The sequence below is a fragment of the Pseudarthrobacter sp. rb genome (assembly GCF_056389225.1).
Map to the genome: position 1 here is coordinate 26,160 of NZ_JBWJAR010000013.1, position 20,113 is coordinate 46,272.

The window sequence follows — 20,113 nt, forward strand, 5'->3', positions numbered from 1 at the left end:
CTCCTATAGCGCCGCGGCGGTGACGCCGGCGGCGACCCGCGTCCAGGCGGAATCATTGTGGGAACTGCGCTCCACGGCCTCGAGCACCCGCTGGATCTGAAGCCCGTCGGCGAACGTCGGATGCGGGTCGATGCCGTCCGCAATGCCCTCCACGAGGTCCTTCACCTGGTGGGAGAACCCGTGCTCATACCCGAGCATGTGGCCGGCGGGCCACCAGCCCGAAAGATACGGGTGCCCGGCCTCGGTGACCAGGACCTTCCGGAAACCCTGCCGGTCAGCGGGTGCGGTGCGGTCGTAGAAGTCGAGGCTGTTGAGGTCTTCAAGGTCGAAGGCGAGCGCGCCCTTGTCCCCGGAGACCTCGATCTGCAGTGCGTTCTTCCGCCCGGTGGCGAACCGGGACGCTTCGAAGGACGCGAGCGCCCCGGTCTCGAACCGGCCGGTGAAGATGGCGATGTCGTCAACGGTCACTGTGCCGTACCCGGCGCCGGCCGCGCCGGAAAGGCCGGAGCCGGAATCCAGCAGCGGGCGCTCCTTGACGATGGTGCCGACGGTGCCGGAGACCTTTTCCAGTGCCAGCCCGGTGACGAACTGGGCCAGGTCGATCGCATGCGCACCGATGTCGCCCAGGGCCCCTGACCCGGCATGTTCCTTCTGCAGCCGCCAGGCCAGTGGCATCTTCGGGTCGACCAGCCAGTCCTGGCGGTAGGAGGCACGCACCTGGTTGACCGCGCCCACGGCCCCTTCGGCGATGAGGTTCCGGAGGAGGGTCACGGCCGGAACGCGGCGGTAGGTGAAGCCCACCATCGCGCGGATACCGCGGACCGCGGCACGCTCCGCAGCCTCTGCCATCGCTTCGGCCTCGGCCACCGTATTTGCCAGCGGCTTCTCGCACAGGACGTGCTTGCCGGCCTCCAGCGCGGCGATCGCTATTTCGGCGTGCGAGTCGCCGGGGGTGACAATGTCGACGACGTCGATGTCTTCCCGTGCGATCACGTCCCGCCAGTCGGTGGCGGACTCCGCCCACCCCCACTTCCTGGCGGCGGCAGCGACGGCGTCGGCGTTCCTGCCCACCACCACGGCCATCTCCGGCTCCACCGGCAGGTCGAAGACGCGGGGCGCGGTACGCCAGCCCTGGGAATGCGCCGCGCCCATGAAGCCGTAGCCGATCATGGCCACGCGCAGGCGTTTCATGCCAGCACTACCTTCCGGTCCACGGCCACCCGGTTCCCCACGTAATGCATGGGGGCGATCTGCATGTAGAGCAGGCGGAGCGTCAGGATAACCTCGACGTCGATCTCCTCGCCGGCCCCGGGGACGCGGTCCAGCGGAATGATGATCTCCGGCTTGTCCGCGACGAACCACAGCGTCTCCCATTGCTCCGGAAGCTCCGCGATGGAGTAGGAGGTCCCCTGCAGCTCGAACCGGAGGGATTCCTTGGGAATGGCTGTCCCGTTGACGGTCGCCGCGACGTCATCAACAGCGGACAGCCAGAGGCTGCGGTACCAGGGCAGCTGCACCGACACGGCGATGCCATCGGGGTGCCTGCGGACGTCGGTGTCCTGGAACAGGGAATTGTGTGTTGCCATGGGCTTTCCTTACTTGGAGGTCTGGACCAGGGTCGGGTGGGAGTCAATTTCGTCAGCGCCGGCGGAATCTTCGATGGCCTGGCGCATCAGGGCGTGCTGCTTCTTGACCAGGTCGATCGGATCGGATTCGCCGAGGTCGGCGAAAGCGTGTCCCTCCCATTCGCTGGACAGGAAGCCCTGGTAGCCGCCCTTGACGAACTGGCGCACAATCCGCGGGATGTCCATGGCGGGTTCATTGCCCTCGGCGTCGATGTCGTAGAACTTGGCGTGCACGTGGAACATCTGCGGCATGATGTCCAGCCATTCCTCCGGCGGAACCAGTCCGTGCATGTTGAACGCCAACCTGGTGAACGGGCCCAGCCGGGCGGGGTCAAAGTTGTTCTCCCGCAGGTAGTCCTCGAACTCCTGGTTGCGTTCCTGCATGGGCAGGGGCTTCCGCCAGATGTCCTGCATGACGGCGAAGTGTTCCTCCGGCAGGCCCATCTGTGTCAGCGTGCGGAACAGGGTGGGCGAGAGGCTGTGCATGGTGGAGCTGAAGTCCGCCGTGAAGCCCAGGCGGTCGCTGCCCAGTTCCTCGTACATCTCGCGGATCTGCAGGATCTTCGGATCGTTGGGGCCCTGTGGCGCATGGATCTCGTATCCGAGCTTCTGGTCGTACTGCTCGGCCAGCGGAAGGAGCCGGCGGAGGAGTTCCTTGCCGGCGGAACGGATGACGATTTTGTGGAAGCCCAACGTGTTCGCAGTCTTGAGCTGGCGCGCAAAGAAGTCGTATTCCTCGTCCGGGGTCATGTCCCGGTCCTTGCGGCGGCCCATATCCAGGTTGGTGCCCACGGCGCTGGGGGTGAGGCCGTAGCGGTCCATGCTGTCGCGCCACAGTTTCACGAAGTCGTTGTCCACGTCCGGGTAGGTGCGCAGCATCTGGGCGATGTTGAACTCCACGCCGGGGCCGAGGCCTTCGTCGGCCACAGCCTTGATCAAGGTCTCGGGCGTGTAGAGCCCGGCTGCGAATTCAGAGGTGAGTGAGTAGAGGGTGATGCCCAGCTCGATGCCCGAGCCGGCGATTCCTTCTGGCATGTCTTCTGTTCCTTTCCTGTCAGCCGCGGACGGGCTGGGCGAGGTGGCTGTTGAGGATGCGGCGGGCTTCGGCGGCGTCCGTAATCATGGCGGAGCCGGCGTCTTCGGCGGCGGACCGCTGGACGGCCTGCTCGCCGCGGATGATGTCGAACGGGTCCTCCCAGTTGTTCCAGTGCCAACCTTCGTATTCGCTGGAGATCGCACCGGAGTACCCGTTTTCCACCAGTTGGCGGACAAGGCCACGGACCGGTACCGAGGGCTCTTCGCCGTTCTCGTCAATCCCGAAGAACTTGCCGTGGACGTGGCGGACCCACGGCATGATTTCCAGCCAGGTGTCCAGTGGCGCCGGACCGAAGAGCCCGGTGCCGTTGATGCCGAAATCGATGCCGAGGTCCGGGCGGCCGTTCCGCGCTGCGAGGCCGATGAAAGCACCGAACCGTTCGCCGTGTACCTTTTGGGTGTTCGGCGGCCCTTCCGCGTAGAAGCCGTTCCACATCTCCACGACCTGCTGCAGCAGTTCCTCGGAGGCACCGCGGCGCCGGTAGGCCTCCAGGAGCGATGGGGCGAACCCGGTGACGGTGGCACCCCAGTCGGCGGTGAACCCGAGCAGCGGCGAGTTCAGCTTCTCGTACCGGTCCCGCAGGGCCAGGATGCGTTCGTGGGCGCCGTGCTGGTCCGCGTGGACCTCAAGGGCGAGGGTGACGCCGTACTGCTCCGCGACCGGGAGCAGGCTTTCCATGGCATCCGGCGTCAGGGAAATCTGGACCCGGGCGATCGGGAAGCCCAGGCGGGCGGCCACCTCGATCTGCGTGCGCATGTATTCGACCAGTTCGTCATGGTTCATGAGACGGTCGCGGCGCAGGCCGGTGTCAACGTTGACGGCGAGCGAGGTGGGCACCAGGTCCACCTCGGCCACGAGGTCCCGGAAGTGGCCCACGAAAGTGTCGTCGATGTGGTCCGGAAAGCCGCGGAGGCTCGAGAAGCCGATAACTTCCAGCCCCGGGCCGAAGCCCTCCGCAGCCACCTTGCGGATCAGGCCGTCGAGGTCGTACTGCCGGCCATGGAAGGCCCGGGTGAAGCTGTAGAGGGTGACGCCCTGGATGGGCGTGCCAAGGTTGGTCATCGCTGTGCCACCTTCATGGTCTTGGTGTCGTGCTCTTCGATATGCAGCACGCCGTGGTCGGTGATGATGTACGGGATGTAGAGCTTCAGGTCTACCCGCACTTCATGCTCGGCCTGGGGGTCATCGACGGGAAGCTCACCGGAAAGGACAGCCGAGTCCAGCGGGAACCACCACTCGCCGGTCTCGTCCACCAGCTCATCGAAGCTGAAGGTGCGGTTGTTCATGGTCCACCTCAATGAATCGGCGGGTGCAGCAACCCCGTCCACCGAGAGCGCGGCACCGGCGATGCACGAGCCGGGCAACGCGCGGTACCAGGGGATGCGGACCTCGACGGCGGTGCGGCCATCGGTGCTGGTGAGTGTTCCTTGCTCGATCATGCGGTCGGCGATCATCGAGACCTCCTTGTCTGCGGCATGCCTTGCCTGCTTACCGAAAGCGGCGTGAACCACTTTTTCATTGTTTAGTCATTCTATTGTCAGAATCTGACAGAAGTAAAGCGCTGGCCATTTCCGATGTCCCGTCCAGTTCCACAGCGATTCGCCGGGCCCCCCGTACAGCGAGCGCCACGGCCGTAAGGGTGGGGTTGCATGCTGTGGCGGTGGGAATGACGCCATTGCCGGCCACAAAAAGGCCGGGGACATCCCAGACCTCGCTGTCCGGGGAACACACGCTCGTGCCGTCGTTATACTCCCCCATGCGGGTCGTGCCCTGGTAGTGCAGCGAGGCGCCCGGCGGGAGGACGAAGGGCCGATCGTCAAGCGGCTCCCCCACTGCCTTTCCCAGCCGGAGGATCTCCCGCTTGGCCCGCTCCAGCACGTCCCGGTCCTTGTCCGTAAGGCGGTAGTGGATGCGCAGGGCGGGCATGCCGTAGCTGTCCAGGGTGCCGTCGTCGAACGCCACCCTGTCCTCCCGCTGGAGGTCCTTGGCGCAGAACAGGCCCAGTCCCACGATCGAGCCGGGAACCACGGGGTCGTCGTCAGCCAACGGGATGGGCGAGGCGTCCAGCTGCATGATCTGTCCGTGGAAGGGCATGTCGTCCGTGTAGGGCACCCAGGTGACGCCGCTCTGCTCACTGAGGGCGCCGGCCGCGCGGTGCTGCGCCTCGCCCGGGGCGACGTTGCGGAGCCTGCTGGCAAAGACCACCTGCGGCTGGTCGTTGAGGTACCGGCCCAGGGCATCGGGACGGATCCCGGAGGCCCACAGGAGCTGCGGGGTGCGGAGGGCATCGCCGCCGACCACCACGTACCGCGCGGCGATGCGGTGTGTTTCGCCGGTGCGGCGGTCCTCCACCTCGATGCCTGCGGCCCGGCCGCCGTCCACCAGCACGCGCCGGACCAGGGACTCGTCAAACAGGTCGAACCGCGGGTTCTCCCGTGTGGCATCCCCCATGACGACGTCGGATCCCGACCATACGAGCCGACCGTCGTCCCGCCGGTGCACGGCGAGCGGCATGGGCTGGACGCGGAATTCCGGCCTGCGTCCGTCATCAATGGCTGCGGAAAGGCGGTCATGGACCAGGCCGGAGAACGGCGCGCCCTCGAAGGCGGTGGTGGTGACACCCAGGAGGCGGTCGGCCTCCTGGAGCAGCTGTTCCAGGTCCTGAAGGAAACCGATGCGCTCCTTGCCTCCGGGCCGGGGGCACGCGGCCGTCCAGTGGGCGGCCATTCCGCCCACGTTGCTGGACATGGCAGCAACAGGCATACCGTCCTCGCCAGGGAAGGCGTAGCCGTCCTGCAGCAGATAGGTGCCCGGGCGGGCACGGCGTTCGCCGCTCTTGACGGCTCCCGGGGAACTCACGGTCTCGGCTCCAGCGCCAGGACCTTCCGATGCCCGCTGGGCGAGCGTGCGTCGCTCCTGGTCCTCAATGTTCTTGACGTGGGAGCCGGGCGGGCTGCTCACAGTGGGGCCCACCTCGAACATGGCAAGGGTGGCCTCCGGTGCCCGTTCGCTGAGGATGCGGGCATACGCGGATGCGGTGGGACCGCTGCCGACGATTGCCACATCAACGGCGGCGGGGTAGCGGCTGCCGCTCACCGCCCTGCCACCAATTCCTGGATCCGCCGGACGGACTTTGCGGACTCGATGGTGGGGTAGTACTCGAGCCCAACGGGACCGGCATAGCCGCTGGCCTGCAGATCGGCGAGCCGCGCGGCCCAGTCGATGGACCCGGAGCCCGGTTCCCCGCGGCCCGGCGCATCGGCAATCTGGACGTACTTGATCACGCCGCCGGCATTCGCGAGCTCGGCGGCGACGTCCTCGCCTTCCACCGTGGAGTGGTAGAGGTCGTACAGGACACCGAAGCTGGGCGAGTTGACGCCCTTGGCGATGTAGACAGCCTCCGATGTCCGGTCGAGCAGGGCTCCGGGGTGGTCTACCCGCACGTTGACCGGCTCCAGGACCAAGGTGATGCCGGAGCCTTCGATGTGGGCCACGCCCTTGGCAAAGATTTCAATCAGTTCGTCCAGCTGGTCCTGCCGTTTCCGGCCACCGAACCCGGTGCCGCTGCCCACGACGATCCGCGGGCAGCCCAGTTCCTGTGCCACTTTGACGCCGGCGTCGAGGCCCTCGTAGAAGGGTTCATGGTTCTTCGGCGGGATCATGAACTGCATACGGGGCTCGGCCAGCTGGGCGGTGAGCTGGACACCGGTTTCCTCAAGTGCCTCCTTGAGGGCCGGGATGTCCTTGCCGGTGGGGCCCCACATCTCGACGGCGTCGAAGCCGGCAGCGGCTGCAGCCCGGACGCGGTCGGCCGCGCTGTCGCCGGCTTCCGAGAACAAGAGGTCGATGTTGGGTGCGAGCTGGTACATGGGTGTCTCCTGAAGAAGTGGATTCTGCTGAAATTTGGGCCATGCATGGCGGGGCTATGGGAGGGCGCTAAAACATGGGATGGTCATGGACGGCACGGTCCGGGACGGGCTGAAGCACGTCCCAGTGCTCCGCGATCCGGCCGTCCTCGAAGCGGTAGAGATCCACCACTGCAGCATCGGGCCGGCCCGGCCCCGATGCACGGACATGGACCATGGCGAGGTCGCCGTCCACCAGGATCCGCTGGACGTCGAAACGGTTCTCCGGTGCGTCGTCGAACTTTGGCGTGAGGGCCGCGATGGCCGGCTCCGGCCCGTCCTCGATGGTGGGGTTGTGCTGGATGTATTGCTCGGCGACGTGGTAGTTGAACGCTTCGCGGACCCGTTTTTGGGTGTAGAAGAGTTCCACGAAGCGTTCGAACGCTGCGCGGTTGGCTGTCATGGGTGATCAGCCCTTCAGGCCGCCGGAGAAGCCCTGGATGAAGCGTTTCTGGGCGAAGAGGAACAGGACCAGGATGGGGATCATGGACACGATCACGATGGCGAAGATCGAGTTCCACTGGGACACCAGGGAACCGATGTAGTAGTACATCGCCACCGGCAGGGTCTGGTTGGCGGAGCCGCCCAGGAAGATCAGGGACGTGAAGAAGTCGTTCCACACAATCAGCCCGGCGAAAATGGTGACCGTACCCGTGGCCGGGGCCATCATGGGGAACACCACCTTGGAGAAGACCTGGGACCTGCTGGCGCCGTCGATTGTTGCTGCCTCCTCATAGTCCGTGCCCAGGCCGCGGAAGAAATTGGAGTAGAGGAAGATCGAGAGCGGCAGGAGCATGCCCGTGTACAGCACGATCAGGCCCCAGGCCGAGCCGGTAAGGCCCAGCGCGCGGGCGCCCATGTACAGCGGCACCGCCCCGAGCTGGCCCGGAAGGATGATGGCCACCAGGAACAGGTAGTAGGCGGCTTTGCTCCACCGCCTGGTGCTGCGGGAGATCACATAGCCGGTGACGGACCCGAGGGCCACCAGCCCCAGGATGCTGCCGGCGGTGATGATGGCACTGTTGGCCAGGCCCATCACCACGTTGGAGTTCCCCTTGGCGGACAGGACGGCAACGAAGTTGCTGAAATCCGGATGGACTGGCGGGGCCAGGGCTGACGTGGTGAACAGTTCGTTGGCGGGCTTCAGGGCCGTAGTGACCAGGAAGTAGAACGGTGCGAGGAACAGCAGGGCGAGGGCCCAGAGGCCGATCTCGCGGAGCAGGGTGAGCTTGGTGTAGCGGAACATGGCCTAGTCCTCGGGGTTCGAACGCGTCAGCCGCTGCTGGATTACGGCGAAGAACAAGATAATGGCGGCCAGCACCAGGGCAAGGGCAGCGCCGCCGCCGAAGTTACCCAGCGCGAAGGCCTGCTTGTAGACCTGGGTGGCCAACGTTTCCGTGGCCCCTGCGGGTCCCCCGCCGGTGAGCGCCATGATGGGGTCGAAGACGCGCAGTCCCTGGACGATGCCAAGCGTGGTGGCAATGGCGACGGCGGGGCGGATCGCGGGAAGGGTGACGTTGCGGAAACGCTGCCACAGGTTGGCGCCGTCTATGGCTGCCGCTTCTTCCACTTCCACTGCAACGCCCGCCAGGCCGGCCATGAAGATGACCATGGCAAAGCCGGTGGATGACCAGACCAGGACCACCAGGACGGTCCAGATGGCCCATTGCGGATCCGCGAGCCAGGGCTTGGCCTGGTCCCCGGCGCCGATCGCCGTGAGGAATGCATTGAGCGGGCCGTCGAAGTCGAAGATGTACTTCCAGATGTAGGCCGTGGCCAGCGGGCTGAGCACTACCGGCATGAAGAACAGGGTGCGGAGGATGTAGCGCGTCTTGATCACCCGGTTCAGCCCCAGGGCAATGATCAGTCCGGCGATATTGCCCAGGAAGACCGAGCCGAATGCCAGGAAAAGCGTGTTTGAGAGAGCCCCGACTTTGGTGGGGTCCTTGAAGATCGCTTCAAAGTTGGCCCAGCCCGTGATCTTGAACGCGCCGATGCCCGTCCAGTTGGTGAAGGCAAAAAATCCGCCGATGCCGGTTGCCACATAGTGGATGGCAAACACCAGGGCTGTCCCGGGCAGCGCCCACCACCAGTGTCCGAACTCCAGGCCGTGGCCCCGGGAGCGGGTGCTTTGGCCCGCCCCCGGGGTACGCCTGCCTCTCCGGGGTGCTTCAGCTGCTTCGCTTTTCGGTTGCATCGTCGCAGTCATGGTATTTCCTTGCTTGTCCCTTTGAGTTGTTGGACCGTCGGTGGTGAAGAACGCTGCGCCTAGCCCCAGGCTGCGTCCATGGCCTGCAGCACCTGGTCAGGGCTCTTCTGGCCCGTGATGATTCCCTGGACACCGGTGGCCAGCGCGTCGTACACGGCGGAGTTGGGCCACTGGATGTTGGGCAGGGGGCTGTAGTTTCCGTTCTTGATCAGCTCACCCACGTTCTTGTAGGCGCCGCCTTCGAAGTCGTACTTGTCCAGTCCGCTGACGGGGAGGGCGCCGTCGATCTCGGCAAATGCCTTGGTCTGCTCCGGCTCCGCGGCCCAGTCGAGGAAGGCCTTGGCAGCGTCCTTGTTCTTTGAGGCCGCGTTGACGGAGAAGGCGTAGTTGGCGCTGGCGTAGACATAATCCTTGCCGCCCTTGTCGGCGGGAAGCGCGCGGACGGCGAAATCGGTACCGGACGCGGCCGACGCCAGCTGCTTCCAGCTGGGAGCCGGGATGAAGCCGGCCACGGCGGTGCCGCCTGCGAGGCCCTTGGTGATGGCGTCAAAGCCGGCACCGGCAGCGCCCTTTTGGAAGCAGCCGGCGTCCTTGAGGGTGTTGACCGCTTCCAGCGCCGACTTCCACCCGTCCGAACCCGCGAACGTCACTTCCTTGGCGGCGCGTTTGTCATTCCACTTGGGGTCTTCGGCGTACACCCGGGTGGCTGCCAGGGACATGGCCATCAGGCCCGTGTTGGGAGGGGCCGAGCCGGCGATGGCAAAGAGCGATTTGCCGGACGATTCAAGGGTCTTGCACTGGTCTTCCAGGGCTGCGAAGTCCGCGGGGAACTGTCCCGCGGCCTTGACCGCTGCCTCGTTGGAGACAAGGGCAGCAACGGTGATTTCCGTTGCCTGGCCGTAGACCTTGCCGTCCTTGCCGAAGGTGCTGTCGCTTCCAGCCGGCAGGAGTTTCCTGGCCGCGTCATCCAGCGGCTCAAGGAAGCCGGCCTCGGCCAGCGGCAGGATGCTGCGGCCCTGGCCTGAACCCGGGGTCGTGACCACTACGTCGGAGGCGTTGCCGGCCTGCAGCTGCGTCCGGAGGGTCTGGTCGTAGGAGTCGTTGGGCTGCGGGTTGAACGTGATCTTCACGTCCGGGTGCGCCTTCATGTAGTCCTCGCCCAGCTTCTGGAACGGGCTTTCGATGGTGTTGGAGGTGGCGAAGGAGAGCGAGAATTCCTTGCTGCCGGAGGAGCTGGCGCTTTCAGCGGAGGATGAGCAGCCGGTGAGGGCCAGGGCAGCCAGGGTGGGGACGGCAAGGGCGCCGGCAACTTTGAGTGCCAGGGAGCGTCGGTGCTGTGTCATGTTCAGCCTTTCAGACTTCGTTGTCGAAGAACATCCGGGAGCGGTGATCCCGGTCACTCACCAGTATGGGTGAGATGTGTAGGAAAAGCACATAAGTCTTTGCTATGGCAGACATAAGTCTGGCCGGGGTCATGCAAAAGGTCCATGGTCCATTGGAGCTATTGATGGAACCTGCCGGTGATATCGAGGGCGCTGATAAACTTCCGTGACGTGCTTCACGATCGAAAGACTGCTCCGTGACCAACTACGCTTCGCTCGCGCGGCTTGACCTGAACCTGCTGATCTCATTGGACGCGCTCATCACCGAACGGAGCGTTACCAGGGCGGCGGAGCGCCTCCATTTGAGCCAGCCGGCACTGAGCGCTTCCCTTGCACGGCTGCGGTCCCATTTTGGCGATCCCATCCTGGCCCGCCGCGGCAACGCCTATGAGCTGACACCTTTCGCGCTGCGCCTGGCCGAACACACCACAGCCGCCCTTGAGGCTGCCCGCCGCGTCTTTGAAAGCCAGGCATCATGGGAACCGGCAGACTCCGAACGCGAGTTTTCCATCTATGGTTCCGATTACGGCTTCAGTACCATCGGCCGCGTTGTTTCCGAACTCGCGGCCCAGCGCGCCCCGGGAGTCCGGTTCCGGTTCATGCTGCACAATCCGCTGGTGGTGGAGGATGCCGCCAACCGTCTTCGTTCGGTGGACGGCATGGTCATCCCGCACGGCTTCCTTAACGGGTTGCCGTACCAGGACCTGTGGCGCGACGACTGGGTGGCCATCGTTTCCTCCTCCAACGGCGCTGTCGGCGAAAAGATCACCATGGAGAACATCGCAGAGCTGCCGTGGGTGATGACATACCAGTCCCGGTCAGCATTTACGTCCGCCCAGCGCCAGATCCAGCAGCTGGGGATTGAACCGCGGGTGGAGGTCACGGTTGAGAGTTTCCTCGCCCTCCCCCATTTCGTGCTGGGCACGCACCGGATCGGCCTGATCCAGGCAGCGCTGGCACCGGTTGCCCTGCAGCTGGACGGCGTGCGTGTCCTGCCGCTGCCCTTCGATGCCACTCCGCTGGTCAATGCCCTGTGGTGGCATCCCGCGCATGACCGGGACTCCGAACATGAGTGGATGCGCGCCCTCTTCAAGGAGGCGGCGGACATTGTCGCCGCCTCCGCTCCAGGGGAACCCCGCTAGGCAGTGGCCGGCACGGACCGTATGCTCTTGCGGATGAGGTCATGCTGCTTGCGGACCAGCACCAGCGGGTCCACTTCGCCCAGTTCAGCGAACGCGTGGCCTTCCCACTCGCTGGACCAGTAGCCGCGGTAGCCGCCCTCCACGAAGACGCGCACCAGCTCCGGGTAGTCGATGGCGGGCTCGTCGCCATGCTCGTCGATGTCATAGAACTTTGCGTGGACGTGCAGGATCTGGGGCATAATGTCCGCCCACTCCGCGGGGCTGACGTGGCCGTGCATATTGAAGGCCAGGTGCGCAAAGGAACCCAGCCGGGCAGGGTCAAAGTCCCGGCCCTTGAGGTAGCCGATGAATTCCTCCTGCCGGGCCCGCATAGGCGCATCGGTGGCCCAGATTGCCTGGAGGGTGTCGACGGAGTCGTCGTCCAGGCCCGCCCGGCGCACGGCACGGAGGAGCGTGGGCGACATGCTGTGCATGGTGGACGAAAAGTCAGCCACGAACCCCAGCAACGGCGAATCGAGTTCTGCGTAGACGTCCCGGACCTTCATGATTTCCGGCGAGTTGGGTCCCATCGGCGCGTGGATTTCGTAGGCCATCTTGAGTTCCAGCTTCTCGGCCAGCGGCAGGAGGCGGCGGAGAAGGCCCGGCTTGGCGCTCTGGATGCGGACCAGGGGGAACCCCAGCTTCTTCGCACCATGGAACAGGGTCTCCGTGAACTCATACTCCTCGTCCGGCGTCATGTCCCGGTCACGGCGCCTGCCCATGTCCAGGTTTGCGCCGAACGAACTGGCGGTGAAGCCGTGCTTGTCGAACGCAGTCTGCCAGGCCCGGGCGAAGTCATCCGTTACGCGGGGGTAGGTGGGCAGCACTTGGGAGGCCACAATCTCGATGCCCGGGCCGATGCCAAGATCGGCAACCCGGTTCAGCAGCCCGTCGAAGTCGTACCAGCCGGCGCGGAACTCGGCGCTTGCCGAATACAGCGTGAGCCCAAGGGCGAAGGGGTCTTCCCCGGTTGCCGGCGGAGGGGGTGCCGCCGCCGTCGTGAGTAGGGGTGCGGGCGCAGGTCCATCGGTGACGGCCAGTTCAAGTGCCTGGTTCACGAAGTTGGGGACATACATGCCCGGGGCCCCGTCCTGCCCCGGGGCAATCTGCATGTACGGCAGGCGGAGCTCGCCGATGAGCTGGACGGTGTGGTGGTCCCCGGGAGCAGCGGGCCGGTCACGGCGGACAATGAGCAGCGGGTGTTCCTGCAGGTACCAGAGGGTTTCACTCTGCGCCGGAAGGTCGGGCAGCGCGTAACGGGTGCCGCCGACCTCCAGGGACAGATCCCCTTGGGGGACGTCCTGGCCGTCGATGGTGAGCCGGAGGCTGGTGACCGAGGAGAGCCAGAGGCTCCGGTACCACGGCAGGGTGAGGGAAAGGGCAAGTCCGTCCGGGTGGGCGCGGAGGCTGGATTCGTCAAGAAGTCCGTTGGGCATGATGTTCTCTTTACTGGGATGGTGATGGTCAGTCGAGTTCGGAGGTGATGCGGCGGATCAGGGCATGCTGGCGGCGCACCTGCTCGATTGCCCGCCAAGGAGTGCGTTCGCCTTCGTATTCGCTGGAGAGGTAGCCGGTATAGCCGGAGTCCTTCAGTGCCTGGAGCACGCGACGCCAGGGAATCTGCTGGTCTTCCAGCCGGTCGTTAATGTCGTGGAATTTCGCCTGGATGAACACCACATATTGGGCAATGTCCTTGAAGTCCGCGGGGTTTACGCCGATGCCGTCAAGGAACGCCGGACGGCTTTCCCGGGTCTCACCTTCACGCAGCGGTATGGGCCGGTCCTGGAAAATTCCGGTGTCGATGAGCAGGCCGAAGTTCTTGGTTCCCGTCCGCTCAATGAGCCCAATGTAGTCATCCACCACCGGGTGCTTGATGGGCGTGGGAGAGTGAATCTCGGGGCAGATGACCACTCCCAGCTCGTGGGCCAGGTCAAGGGAGCGTTCCACCGATTCAGTCCAGATGGGGTCCGGCACGAGGTCGCTGGAGACCACGCCGATTTTTGGCCGGACAAAGCTGAAGCCCAGCCGGTGGGCGAGTTTCAGGTCCCTCTGCAGGGCCTGCGCGCCTTCGGCGGCCGTCATCGATCGGCCCGGGTGGAGCCTGGTATCAATCCAGGAACCGTAGTTGGTGGGCTCCAGGGAGTACTTTTCCAGCAGGTTGAACCATGTGTCGATCCAGGCCGGCGAGGGCTCAGGATAGCCGGGAACGTGCCCCTCGCCGAGGATCTCTACCCCCGTTGCGCCCACATCAGCCACGTGGGCCAAGGCACTTTCCAGGTCCAGGACTGTGCCGTAATCGCCCATGTAGCTATAGAGGGAAACTCCATAGCGGAACGTCCCGTCGCCGCCTTCGGGCGCCAGCGTGACCTTGCGGCTGACCCGGTGGATGGTGGGCTGGTGCTCCACAGGTATGTAGGACATCCGTAACCGCAGCTCGATGCTCAGTTCATGGACACCTTGCGGAAGGCCGCCGTCGAACGGAACCGTTATCACCGCCGCTTCCTCAAGCGGCCAGCGGACCCCTTCGCTGCCCCACAGCTCCGGCAGGGAAAAGGTCCGTCCGCCAAAGGTCCACAACGGAATGTCCGGACCCACGTCCACCAGGTTGCCGACGCGCACAGCGACGCCATCGACCAGGGAAGCCGCCATGCCCCGGTAGGAGGGCATCCGGACGCGGAACTGGAAGCCGGTTACCCGCCCTCCTTCCGTGACGTTGCGGAAGCCTGCGGACTGGATGAGGTCTCTTTCGAGAAGCATCGTTGCTCACTCTCTGTAGGGGCATGCCGATCGTAGCAACCATTATGTCTTTTTCAAACTAAAGTATGTAGGCTTTCGCCAAAACTCTCGAGGAGCAGGGAGCGGGCAGCAGTGGCCGAAAAGTTGAAGGCACTTATCCTGTCGGGGCACATGACCCGGGAGCATGACAACGAATTCCGCAGCTTCCGGGCGCACAACCAATGGCTTACCGCTGTCCTGGAGGACACGGGCAGGTTCCACGTGCGCGTCGTGGAGGATCCGCGCGGACTGGGAGCCGGCGTCATCGATAAGTACGACGTGGTCCTGGTGGTGTTCGAGGGGCGGGACGGGTACCACGAAAAGGCGGTGGGCTTCGGTGCCGAAACCGATGCCGCGCTGCTGAAGTTTGTCCATGAGGACGGGAAGGGCATCGTATGGTTTCACGGCTCGGCCGTCCAGGAGGACGACTGGGGCTACCCCGAGGAGTACAACGTCATGCGGGGCGCGAAACTCAGTGTGCCCACCGGGCTGCGGCCGCGGCCCTGGGGTGAGGCCCGGCTGCAAACCGCCGGGCCCCGCCATCCCATCACCGAGGGCGTCAGCGGGACATGGACCGTCACCGGTGACGACATCCTGACCGGCGTGCAGCTGTACGACGGCGCGGAAATGCTGCTGTCAGTATTCGATGACCTGGAGTCCTACGAGAATGCGCCCATGTGGCCCATGCCGCATTACCCGGTGGATATCCCCGAGGGAGGCCTCGCCAACCTTCCCGGGATCAATACGCAGCAGCCACTCGCCTGGATCAACGACTATGGCAGCGGCCGCAGCTTCACGATTACCATCGGCCACGACATCGACACGTTCCGGCGCATCGAGTTCATCCGGATGTTCCCGCGCGGTGTGGAGTGGGCCGCCACCGGAAAAGTCACCCTCGACGGGCCGGACCGCCGCGGTGAGCGCCGCTTCCTGCCCTGGCCCTACTACAACCACGAGGGGTAGGGACCGGCCCCATCGCCCCGCCGGCTCGGGGTGCTCCCTCAGGCTTCCGTTTCAGCCCCGTGGAGTTCCTCCCGGGTCGGCGGGTTGGCACCCGGGCGGGACACGGTGACAGCAGCGGCGCGGGCGGCATGTTCCAGGAGTTCGGAGAGTCCTTCGACGGGAAGGTCGCGCAGGTCCTGCCGGTTCTGGGCGCCGTCCAGCTCCCGGTCCACCAGGCCGGACAGCAGCGCCGCCATGAAGGAATCCCCCGCCCCCACGGTGTCCGCCACCTCCACCCTGGGCGCAGGAATGGCGGCTTCGCCGGCACGGCACACGCCCCATGGCCCGTCCGCGCCGCGGGTGACCACCACCATCGCCGGACCTTCTTCCCCGCCGAGCGCCAGCCACTTGCGGGCCGAATCCAGCACATCCTGTTCCGGATAAAGCCAGGCAAGGTCCTCATCCGAAGCCTTGACCACGTCGGACAACGTCACGAACTTTTCCGCCTGCCGCCGCGCAAAGTCCACGTCCGTGATGATGCTGGGCCGGCAGTTGGGATCGAAGCTGATGGTGGCGGACGGATGGGCGTATTCGACGGCGGCCAGCACTTCGGTTGCACCGGGCACCAGCATGGTGGCAATGGAACCGGTGTGCAGCAGGGTGGTTCCCTGCAGCATGAAGCCAAGCCGGTCTGCCAGGTGCGGCAGCTCCCAGGCGAGGTCGAAGGTGTAGGTGGCGGCGCCGTCGTCGTCAATCAGTGCGGTGGCCACGCTGGTGGGCAGCTCGTCCGGGGGCATCGGCAGCATGACGGAGCTGGCGCGCAGGTGCGCAGCCACGGAGTCCCCATACGCGTCGCGGCCGTAACGGCCGATGAACTGCACCGGGTGGTCCAGCCGGGCCAGGCCCACGGCGACATTCAGGGGACTGCCACCCACGTGGGCCTCGATCCCGGAAGCGCGCTGGACAACGTCAACAAGGCCTTCGCCGATCACTGTGAGCATGGTCATACTCTGCCAGAAAGAGGCCGGCGTCAGCAGTTCGTGTCAGCCGAGCAGCTTTTCAACCAGTTCCCGGCACGTCACATAGGCCTCCGCGGCGGGATCGATGAGCGCGAAGTGGTCCCCCGGCACCGTAATCAGCCGCGCAGGAACGGGTCCGGAACGGCTGGCTTCCACATACGTCGTGGACATGCCCAGGGGAACATCCTCATCTTCCGTCGTGTGGAGGGCGTAGACCGGAACGTCCAGCGGCAGTGCGGCCATCGGGTCGGCCACGCGGTGGCGCCCGGGGAAGTCCGACGACGGTCCGCCCAGCAAATTGCCCACGGCGCCGTTGCTGAGGCCCAGCCTTTCGGCTTCGGCCAAATTGAGCACGCCGGACTGGCTGACCACCCCGGTGAGGCGGACGGCGTCGTTCGTGTTCTCCATCTGGCGGGCCTCCGCCGCCCCAAGCCCGACCAGTCGGTCCCTGCCCGCAGCCCACACCGCCAAGTGGCCGCCGGCAGAATGTCCCAGCGCCACCACTTTGCCCAAGTCCAGCGAGTGCGGCCCTGCGAGCGCGGCAAGCTTGTCGATGCCCGCAAGGATGTCCTGGAAGGTGCCCGGCCAGCCCCCGCCGTTGCCCGCCCGGCGGTACTCCAGGTTCCAGGCGGCCATCCCGTGCTCCGCCAGGTCCTTCGCCAGCGGCTCCCCCAGTTCGGCGCCGTAGGTGGAGCGCCAGTAGCCGCCGTGGATCACCACCACCACACCCCGATGCTTGCTGCCCACAGGGAGATCCGGGAGGAAAAGCTCACCCCACTGGCTGGGGTCCTGACCGTACTGGTAACTATGCCGCTGCACCTTGCCGACACTACAGGCGCCCGTCGCGGGACGGCGTCAGACTGGCCCACTTTTGCCCCTGGCATGGGCTGCGGGACCTTGGACTTCCCAGGGTCCCGCAGCCATAACTGGGCCAGCGCGGGCATTGCGGCTGTTTCCGTTTAGCCGGTGGCCCTTGTGGGCACGGTTACCGGCATGGAAGAGGCTGAAATAACCACCCAGGATTCGACTGTTGAGGAGTGGACACGCGCGCTGGCGGAGTCCACGGGTTCGCCGGGCGGGGGCGCGGGGACCGGTCTGATGCTGGCGGTGGCGGCGTCGCTGACGTCCATGGTCGCCGGCTACAGCGGCAACGGGGAGGACGACGGCGGGGAGCCGGCCGGGATACGGACACGCGCCCGGGCGCTGCGCCGGGAAGCCCTGCAGCTGGCAGATGCCGACGCGTCCGCTTCCAAAGCCTTCGGTGCGGCCTTCCGGCGCGAGCCGGGCCCGGAACGGGACGAAGCCATCCGCCGGGCATCCGTGGAGGCTGCGGCCGCATCCGCTGTCCTGGGCGAACGGGCCATCGAAGCCATTGACGACCTCGCCTGGCTGGCCACCAACGGCAACCGCTCACTGGTCGCGGACGTCGTGGTCGCGTTCGGCGCCCTCCGCGCGGCCGTGGCCGGCGCCCGCACCAATGTCAGTTTCGACCTCGGATCCCTCCGCTCCACCGGGGCCACCTTGGAGCAGGTCCGTCAGCAGCAGCCGGACCTGTGGGCCGCCGTCCAGAAACTCAGCGAAGCCATGGACCGCATCGACACCCTGACCGCAGACATTGACCACCGTGCCGCCCCGACCGACGCCGCCTGAGCAGGGCAGACATGTGACCGCCTGGTATTGATTGCCTTCCCCAGGTGGTTGGACTCTGCTGCACGGCTGTGCTTATGGTGGGCAGCATTGTTTGCAGGTAACTCTGGGGGGAGGCGTACTAGGTGAAGTCAAGACTGGCTGCCTGGGCGTTCCTGCGCCCCCTCTTGCTCGCGGTGGCGGCAGCCGCATCGTGGATCGCTTTGTCCGCCGCGGGCGCATCCGCTGATACCTCCGCTCCCGGCGACCCGCTTCCGGGTGCCGGCCCGTCCACGCTGGCATCGGCCGCCGCCACCCTCACTCACCAGGCCTCGGACGTCCTGGAACCAGTCGAATCCGGACCGGCAAGCGCCCCAGACGCCCCGTCACCTGTAGCGTTGCCTCCCCTCCGCCCGCCCGTGGAGGACGTCACCGCCGTGGCCGACGACGTTGTGCAGGCTGTTCCGGTGTTCAGCACCGTGGTACCGGCAGGAGCCGTGTCCGCAGTGGTTGATCCCGCCATTGGCACTGTGGACGGCGTTGCCGGCGAAACGGTGGGAGCCGTTGTTCCCGTGGCAGGCGCGGTCCTGGAGCCGCTTGCTCCGGTCCTCGAACCGGTCATCAGCGCCGTTCCTTTGCCGGCACCCATTGCACCCCCGCCCCCGACCACGGCACCCCTCCCCGCGGGTGTCGACAATCCGCAGGCCGGTGCCGCGCCTGCCGGGCTGGCCGGACTGGAAGTTGGGGCAGCCGGGTTGGAAGTTGGGATCCCCGGCACAGCGCCGGCCTCCGCCCCGACCCTCCACGAGATCCCGCTGTCCCATGGGAAGTTTCACAGCAATAGCCTGCCGTGCGGCCCGGGGATGAAGCCGTCCGCCGGGAGGCCCCTCCTGAGGGGTACGGATCCGCACAACCCGCCGTCCCGCGGGCCGGCTGATCTGCTGCCCGGCGTGCCAGGTGCCACCGGCGGAAGCAATTTGTCCCGCAATGGCAGCGCCATGCCCGCTTGGCTGGACGGCCAAAACCTGCACATGCCGGCGGCCGGCTCAACCGCGGTCCAGGGCAGCCTGCCCACTGCGCCGGCCCCCGTGTCCTTCTACCCCGGATCCTTTCCTGACTGATTGAGGCCCCTCTGCGCCCCAACGCGGAATGAGCCAGTCCCGGGCTAAGCAGTAGGCCCGATCCAACTTTCAGGAGAACCCCAAATGATGCACCGCACTATCCGTGGATGCCTGCTCAGCGCCGTGATCACAGGCGGCCTTCTGGCCTCCAACGGCGCAGCCGCCCATGCCGCCGGCACCACGCCGGCAACGTCGGCCACGATTTCCGCCACCCACGCCCCCACCCCCTTCCTGGGCGGCACGGTTTCTTCCGTGGTCCAGCCCTCCGGCCGCACCACTCACATCGCGGCAGCCGCCGGGGACGCCGTACCGGCAGTGGCCAGCGATTCCGAGTCCAAGCCTCCGGCCGACACCGGCGTCAACACGGGCCTGCTGGTGGTGGGCCTGCTGTTTCTGGTCTTCGGAGGACTGCTGGCACTGATCCTGGGCCGGAAGCGCGGCTGATCCGGGTAGCGTAAGGAAAACCCAGGCAGAGGAAGGGCCCAGCATGGCACGCGTCTTCATCACCGGATCCACCGACGGACTTGGCCACGCGGCCGCGGACACGCTGTTGCGGGACGGCCACGAGGTCATCGTGCACGCACGGTCCCCGGAACGGATCCCCGCAGTCCAGCACCTGCTGGACCGCGGGGCGCAGAGCGTTGTCGGGGACCTGGCCATGCTGGCGGACGTCCGGAAGATCGCGGAGAACGTCAACGGAATCGGCGGCATCGACGCCGTCATCCACAATGCCGGCGTCCTCAGCGGCGCGGCGCTGCTGCCGGTGAACGTGGTGGCCCCGTACCTCCTGACAGCACTCATTCCCGGCCCCCGCCGGCTCATCTACTTGAGCAGCGGCATGCACCGGGGCGGCGACACCGGCCTGGACGGCCTGGACTGGGCAGGACGCACGACGACGGCTTCCTACTCCACCACCAAGCTGCACGTCACTGCGCTGTCGGCAGCAGTGGCCCGGCTGGTGCCGAGCGTCGCCAGCAACGCGGTGGATCCCGGCTGGGTGCCCACCCGGATGGGCGGGCGGTCGGCCCCGGACAGCCTGGAACTGGGCCACCGCACCCAGGAATGGCTGGCCACCAGTAATGACCCGGCCGCCCTGGCCAGCGGGGGCTACTGGTACCACCAGCACCTCCAGGCCCCGCACCCGGCCGCCAATGATCCGCGGTTCCAGGACGCCCTGCTGTCCCGGCTCGCGGAGCACACCGGCGTCACGCTGGAGGGCCTGGGCTGAGGTA

At 66.2% G+C, this 20,113-nt stretch carries 21 protein-coding genes; 6 read left to right on the forward strand and 15 right to left on the reverse strand.

Going from position 1 to position 20,113, the window contains the following annotated elements; translation table 11 throughout:
• Positions 1-3 precede the first annotated feature (3 nt).
• The 11 genes from ACWRN3_RS16270 to ACWRN3_RS16320 form a co-directional block, all read right to left on the reverse strand.
• On the reverse strand, positions 4-1,191 hold the full coding sequence (locus tag ACWRN3_RS16270; RefSeq protein ID WP_324643735.1) for a Gfo/Idh/MocA family protein: 1,188 nt from the start codon (positions 1,189-1,191) through the stop codon (positions 4-6).
• Complete coding sequence (locus ACWRN3_RS16275) at positions 1,188-1,586, reverse strand: C-glycoside deglycosidase beta subunit domain-containing protein (RefSeq protein WP_255173964.1); 399 nt, start codon at positions 1,584-1,586, stop codon at positions 1,188-1,190. The genes ACWRN3_RS16270 and ACWRN3_RS16275 overlap by 4 nt, the downstream gene beginning before the upstream one ends.
• A 9-nt stretch (positions 1,587-1,595) precedes the next feature.
• Positions 1,596-2,660 carry a sugar phosphate isomerase/epimerase family protein gene (locus tag ACWRN3_RS16280; protein WP_255173963.1) on the reverse strand — a complete coding sequence of 355 codons (1,065 nt, stop codon included), beginning with the start codon at positions 2,658-2,660 and terminating at the stop codon, positions 1,596-1,598.
• A 19-nt stretch (positions 2,661-2,679) separates the two neighbouring features.
• Positions 2,680-3,783, reverse strand: coding sequence for a sugar phosphate isomerase/epimerase family protein (locus tag ACWRN3_RS16285; protein ID WP_255173962.1), 1,104 nt, complete (start codon positions 3,781-3,783; stop codon positions 2,680-2,682).
• On the reverse strand, positions 3,780-4,175 hold the full coding sequence (locus ACWRN3_RS16290; protein WP_476741340.1) for a C-glycoside deglycosidase beta subunit domain-containing protein: 396 nt from the start codon (positions 4,173-4,175) through the stop codon (positions 3,780-3,782). Before ACWRN3_RS16290 ends, ACWRN3_RS16285 begins: the two co-directional genes overlap by 4 nt.
• A gap of 61 nt (positions 4,176-4,236) precedes the next feature.
• Positions 4,237-5,817 (reverse strand): GMC oxidoreductase, encoded by a 1,581-nt coding sequence (locus ACWRN3_RS16295; protein WP_255173961.1) that lies wholly within the window; start codon positions 5,815-5,817, stop codon positions 4,237-4,239.
• The gene (locus ACWRN3_RS16300) at positions 5,814-6,590 is read right to left on the reverse strand and encodes a TIM barrel protein (protein WP_255173960.1); all 777 of its coding nucleotides are present in this window, start codon (positions 6,588-6,590) and stop codon (positions 5,814-5,816) included. The genes ACWRN3_RS16295 and ACWRN3_RS16300 overlap by 4 nt, the downstream gene beginning before the upstream one ends.
• Positions 6,591-6,657: 67 nt before the next feature.
• Complete coding sequence (locus ACWRN3_RS16305) at positions 6,658-7,029, reverse strand: nuclear transport factor 2 family protein (RefSeq protein WP_324643734.1); 372 nt, start codon at positions 7,027-7,029, stop codon at positions 6,658-6,660.
• A 6-nt stretch (positions 7,030-7,035) separates the two neighbouring features.
• Complete coding sequence (locus ACWRN3_RS16310) at positions 7,036-7,872, reverse strand: carbohydrate ABC transporter permease (RefSeq protein WP_324643733.1); 837 nt, start codon at positions 7,870-7,872, stop codon at positions 7,036-7,038.
• A gap of 3 nt (positions 7,873-7,875) precedes the next feature.
• Positions 7,876-8,835 carry a carbohydrate ABC transporter permease gene (locus ACWRN3_RS16315; RefSeq protein WP_324643732.1) on the reverse strand — a complete coding sequence of 320 codons (960 nt, stop codon included), beginning with the start codon at positions 8,833-8,835 and terminating at the stop codon, positions 7,876-7,878.
• Between the two features lie 59 nt (positions 8,836-8,894).
• Complete coding sequence (locus ACWRN3_RS16320) at positions 8,895-10,178, reverse strand: ABC transporter substrate-binding protein (RefSeq protein WP_324643731.1); 1,284 nt, start codon at positions 10,176-10,178, stop codon at positions 8,895-8,897.
• 236 nt (positions 10,179-10,414) lie between these two features.
• Between ACWRN3_RS16320 and ACWRN3_RS16325 the strand changes: the two genes are divergently transcribed.
• Entirely contained in the window at positions 10,415-11,359 is a 945-nt protein-coding gene (locus ACWRN3_RS16325; protein ID WP_255173955.1) for a LysR family transcriptional regulator, read from the forward strand.
• On the opposite strand, the gene ACWRN3_RS16330 is transcribed toward ACWRN3_RS16325, so the two are convergent.
• Together ACWRN3_RS16330 and ACWRN3_RS16335 are read right to left on the reverse strand one after the other, a co-directional pair.
• Complete coding sequence (locus tag ACWRN3_RS16330; RefSeq protein ID WP_476741297.1) at positions 11,356-12,834, reverse strand: C-glycoside deglycosidase beta subunit domain-containing protein; 1,479 nt, start codon at positions 12,832-12,834, stop codon at positions 11,356-11,358. The genes ACWRN3_RS16325 and ACWRN3_RS16330 overlap by 4 nt on opposite strands.
• 28 nt (positions 12,835-12,862) lie before the next feature.
• A complete protein-coding gene (locus ACWRN3_RS16335) occupies positions 12,863-14,155 on the reverse strand; it encodes a C-glycoside deglycosidase beta subunit domain-containing protein (RefSeq protein ID WP_255173953.1) in 1,293 nt (430 codons plus the stop codon).
• Between the two features lie 111 nt (positions 14,156-14,266).
• Here ACWRN3_RS16335 and ACWRN3_RS16340 point away from each other — a divergent pair, with 111 nt between their 5' ends.
• Positions 14,267-15,136 (forward strand): ThuA domain-containing protein, encoded by an 870-nt coding sequence (locus tag ACWRN3_RS16340; protein WP_324643729.1) that lies wholly within the window; start codon positions 14,267-14,269, stop codon positions 15,134-15,136.
• Positions 15,137-15,174: 38 nt separating this feature from the next.
• Here ACWRN3_RS16340 and ACWRN3_RS16345 read toward each other — a convergent pair whose 3' ends face one another.
• Together ACWRN3_RS16345 and ACWRN3_RS16350 are read right to left on the reverse strand one after the other, a co-directional pair.
• A complete protein-coding gene (locus ACWRN3_RS16345; protein ID WP_476741298.1) occupies positions 15,175-16,122 on the reverse strand; it encodes a carbohydrate kinase family protein in 948 nt (315 codons plus the stop codon).
• Between the two features lie 36 nt (positions 16,123-16,158).
• On the reverse strand, positions 16,159-16,953 hold the full coding sequence (locus ACWRN3_RS16350; RefSeq protein WP_476741299.1) for an alpha/beta hydrolase: 795 nt from the start codon (positions 16,951-16,953) through the stop codon (positions 16,159-16,161).
• A gap of 174 nt (positions 16,954-17,127) precedes the next feature.
• Between ACWRN3_RS16350 and ACWRN3_RS16355 the strand changes: the two genes are divergently transcribed.
• The 4 genes from ACWRN3_RS16355 (at position 17,128) to ACWRN3_RS16370 (ending at position 20,109) form a co-directional block, all read left to right on the forward strand.
• Positions 17,128-17,784: a cyclodeaminase/cyclohydrolase family protein gene (locus ACWRN3_RS16355; RefSeq protein ID WP_476741300.1), complete on the forward strand. Its 657-nt coding sequence runs from the start codon at positions 17,128-17,130 to the stop codon at positions 17,782-17,784.
• Between the two features lie 122 nt (positions 17,785-17,906).
• Positions 17,907-18,881, forward strand: coding sequence for a hypothetical protein (locus ACWRN3_RS16360; protein ID WP_476741301.1), 975 nt, complete (start codon positions 17,907-17,909; stop codon positions 18,879-18,881).
• Positions 18,882-18,965: 84 nt separating this feature from the next.
• A complete protein-coding gene (locus tag ACWRN3_RS16365) occupies positions 18,966-19,325 on the forward strand; it encodes a hypothetical protein (RefSeq protein WP_476741302.1) in 360 nt (119 codons plus the stop codon).
• A 43-nt stretch (positions 19,326-19,368) separates the two neighbouring features.
• Positions 19,369-20,109, forward strand: coding sequence for an SDR family NAD(P)-dependent oxidoreductase (locus tag ACWRN3_RS16370; protein WP_476741303.1), 741 nt, complete (start codon positions 19,369-19,371; stop codon positions 20,107-20,109).
• Positions 20,110-20,113: the final 4 nt, after the last annotated feature.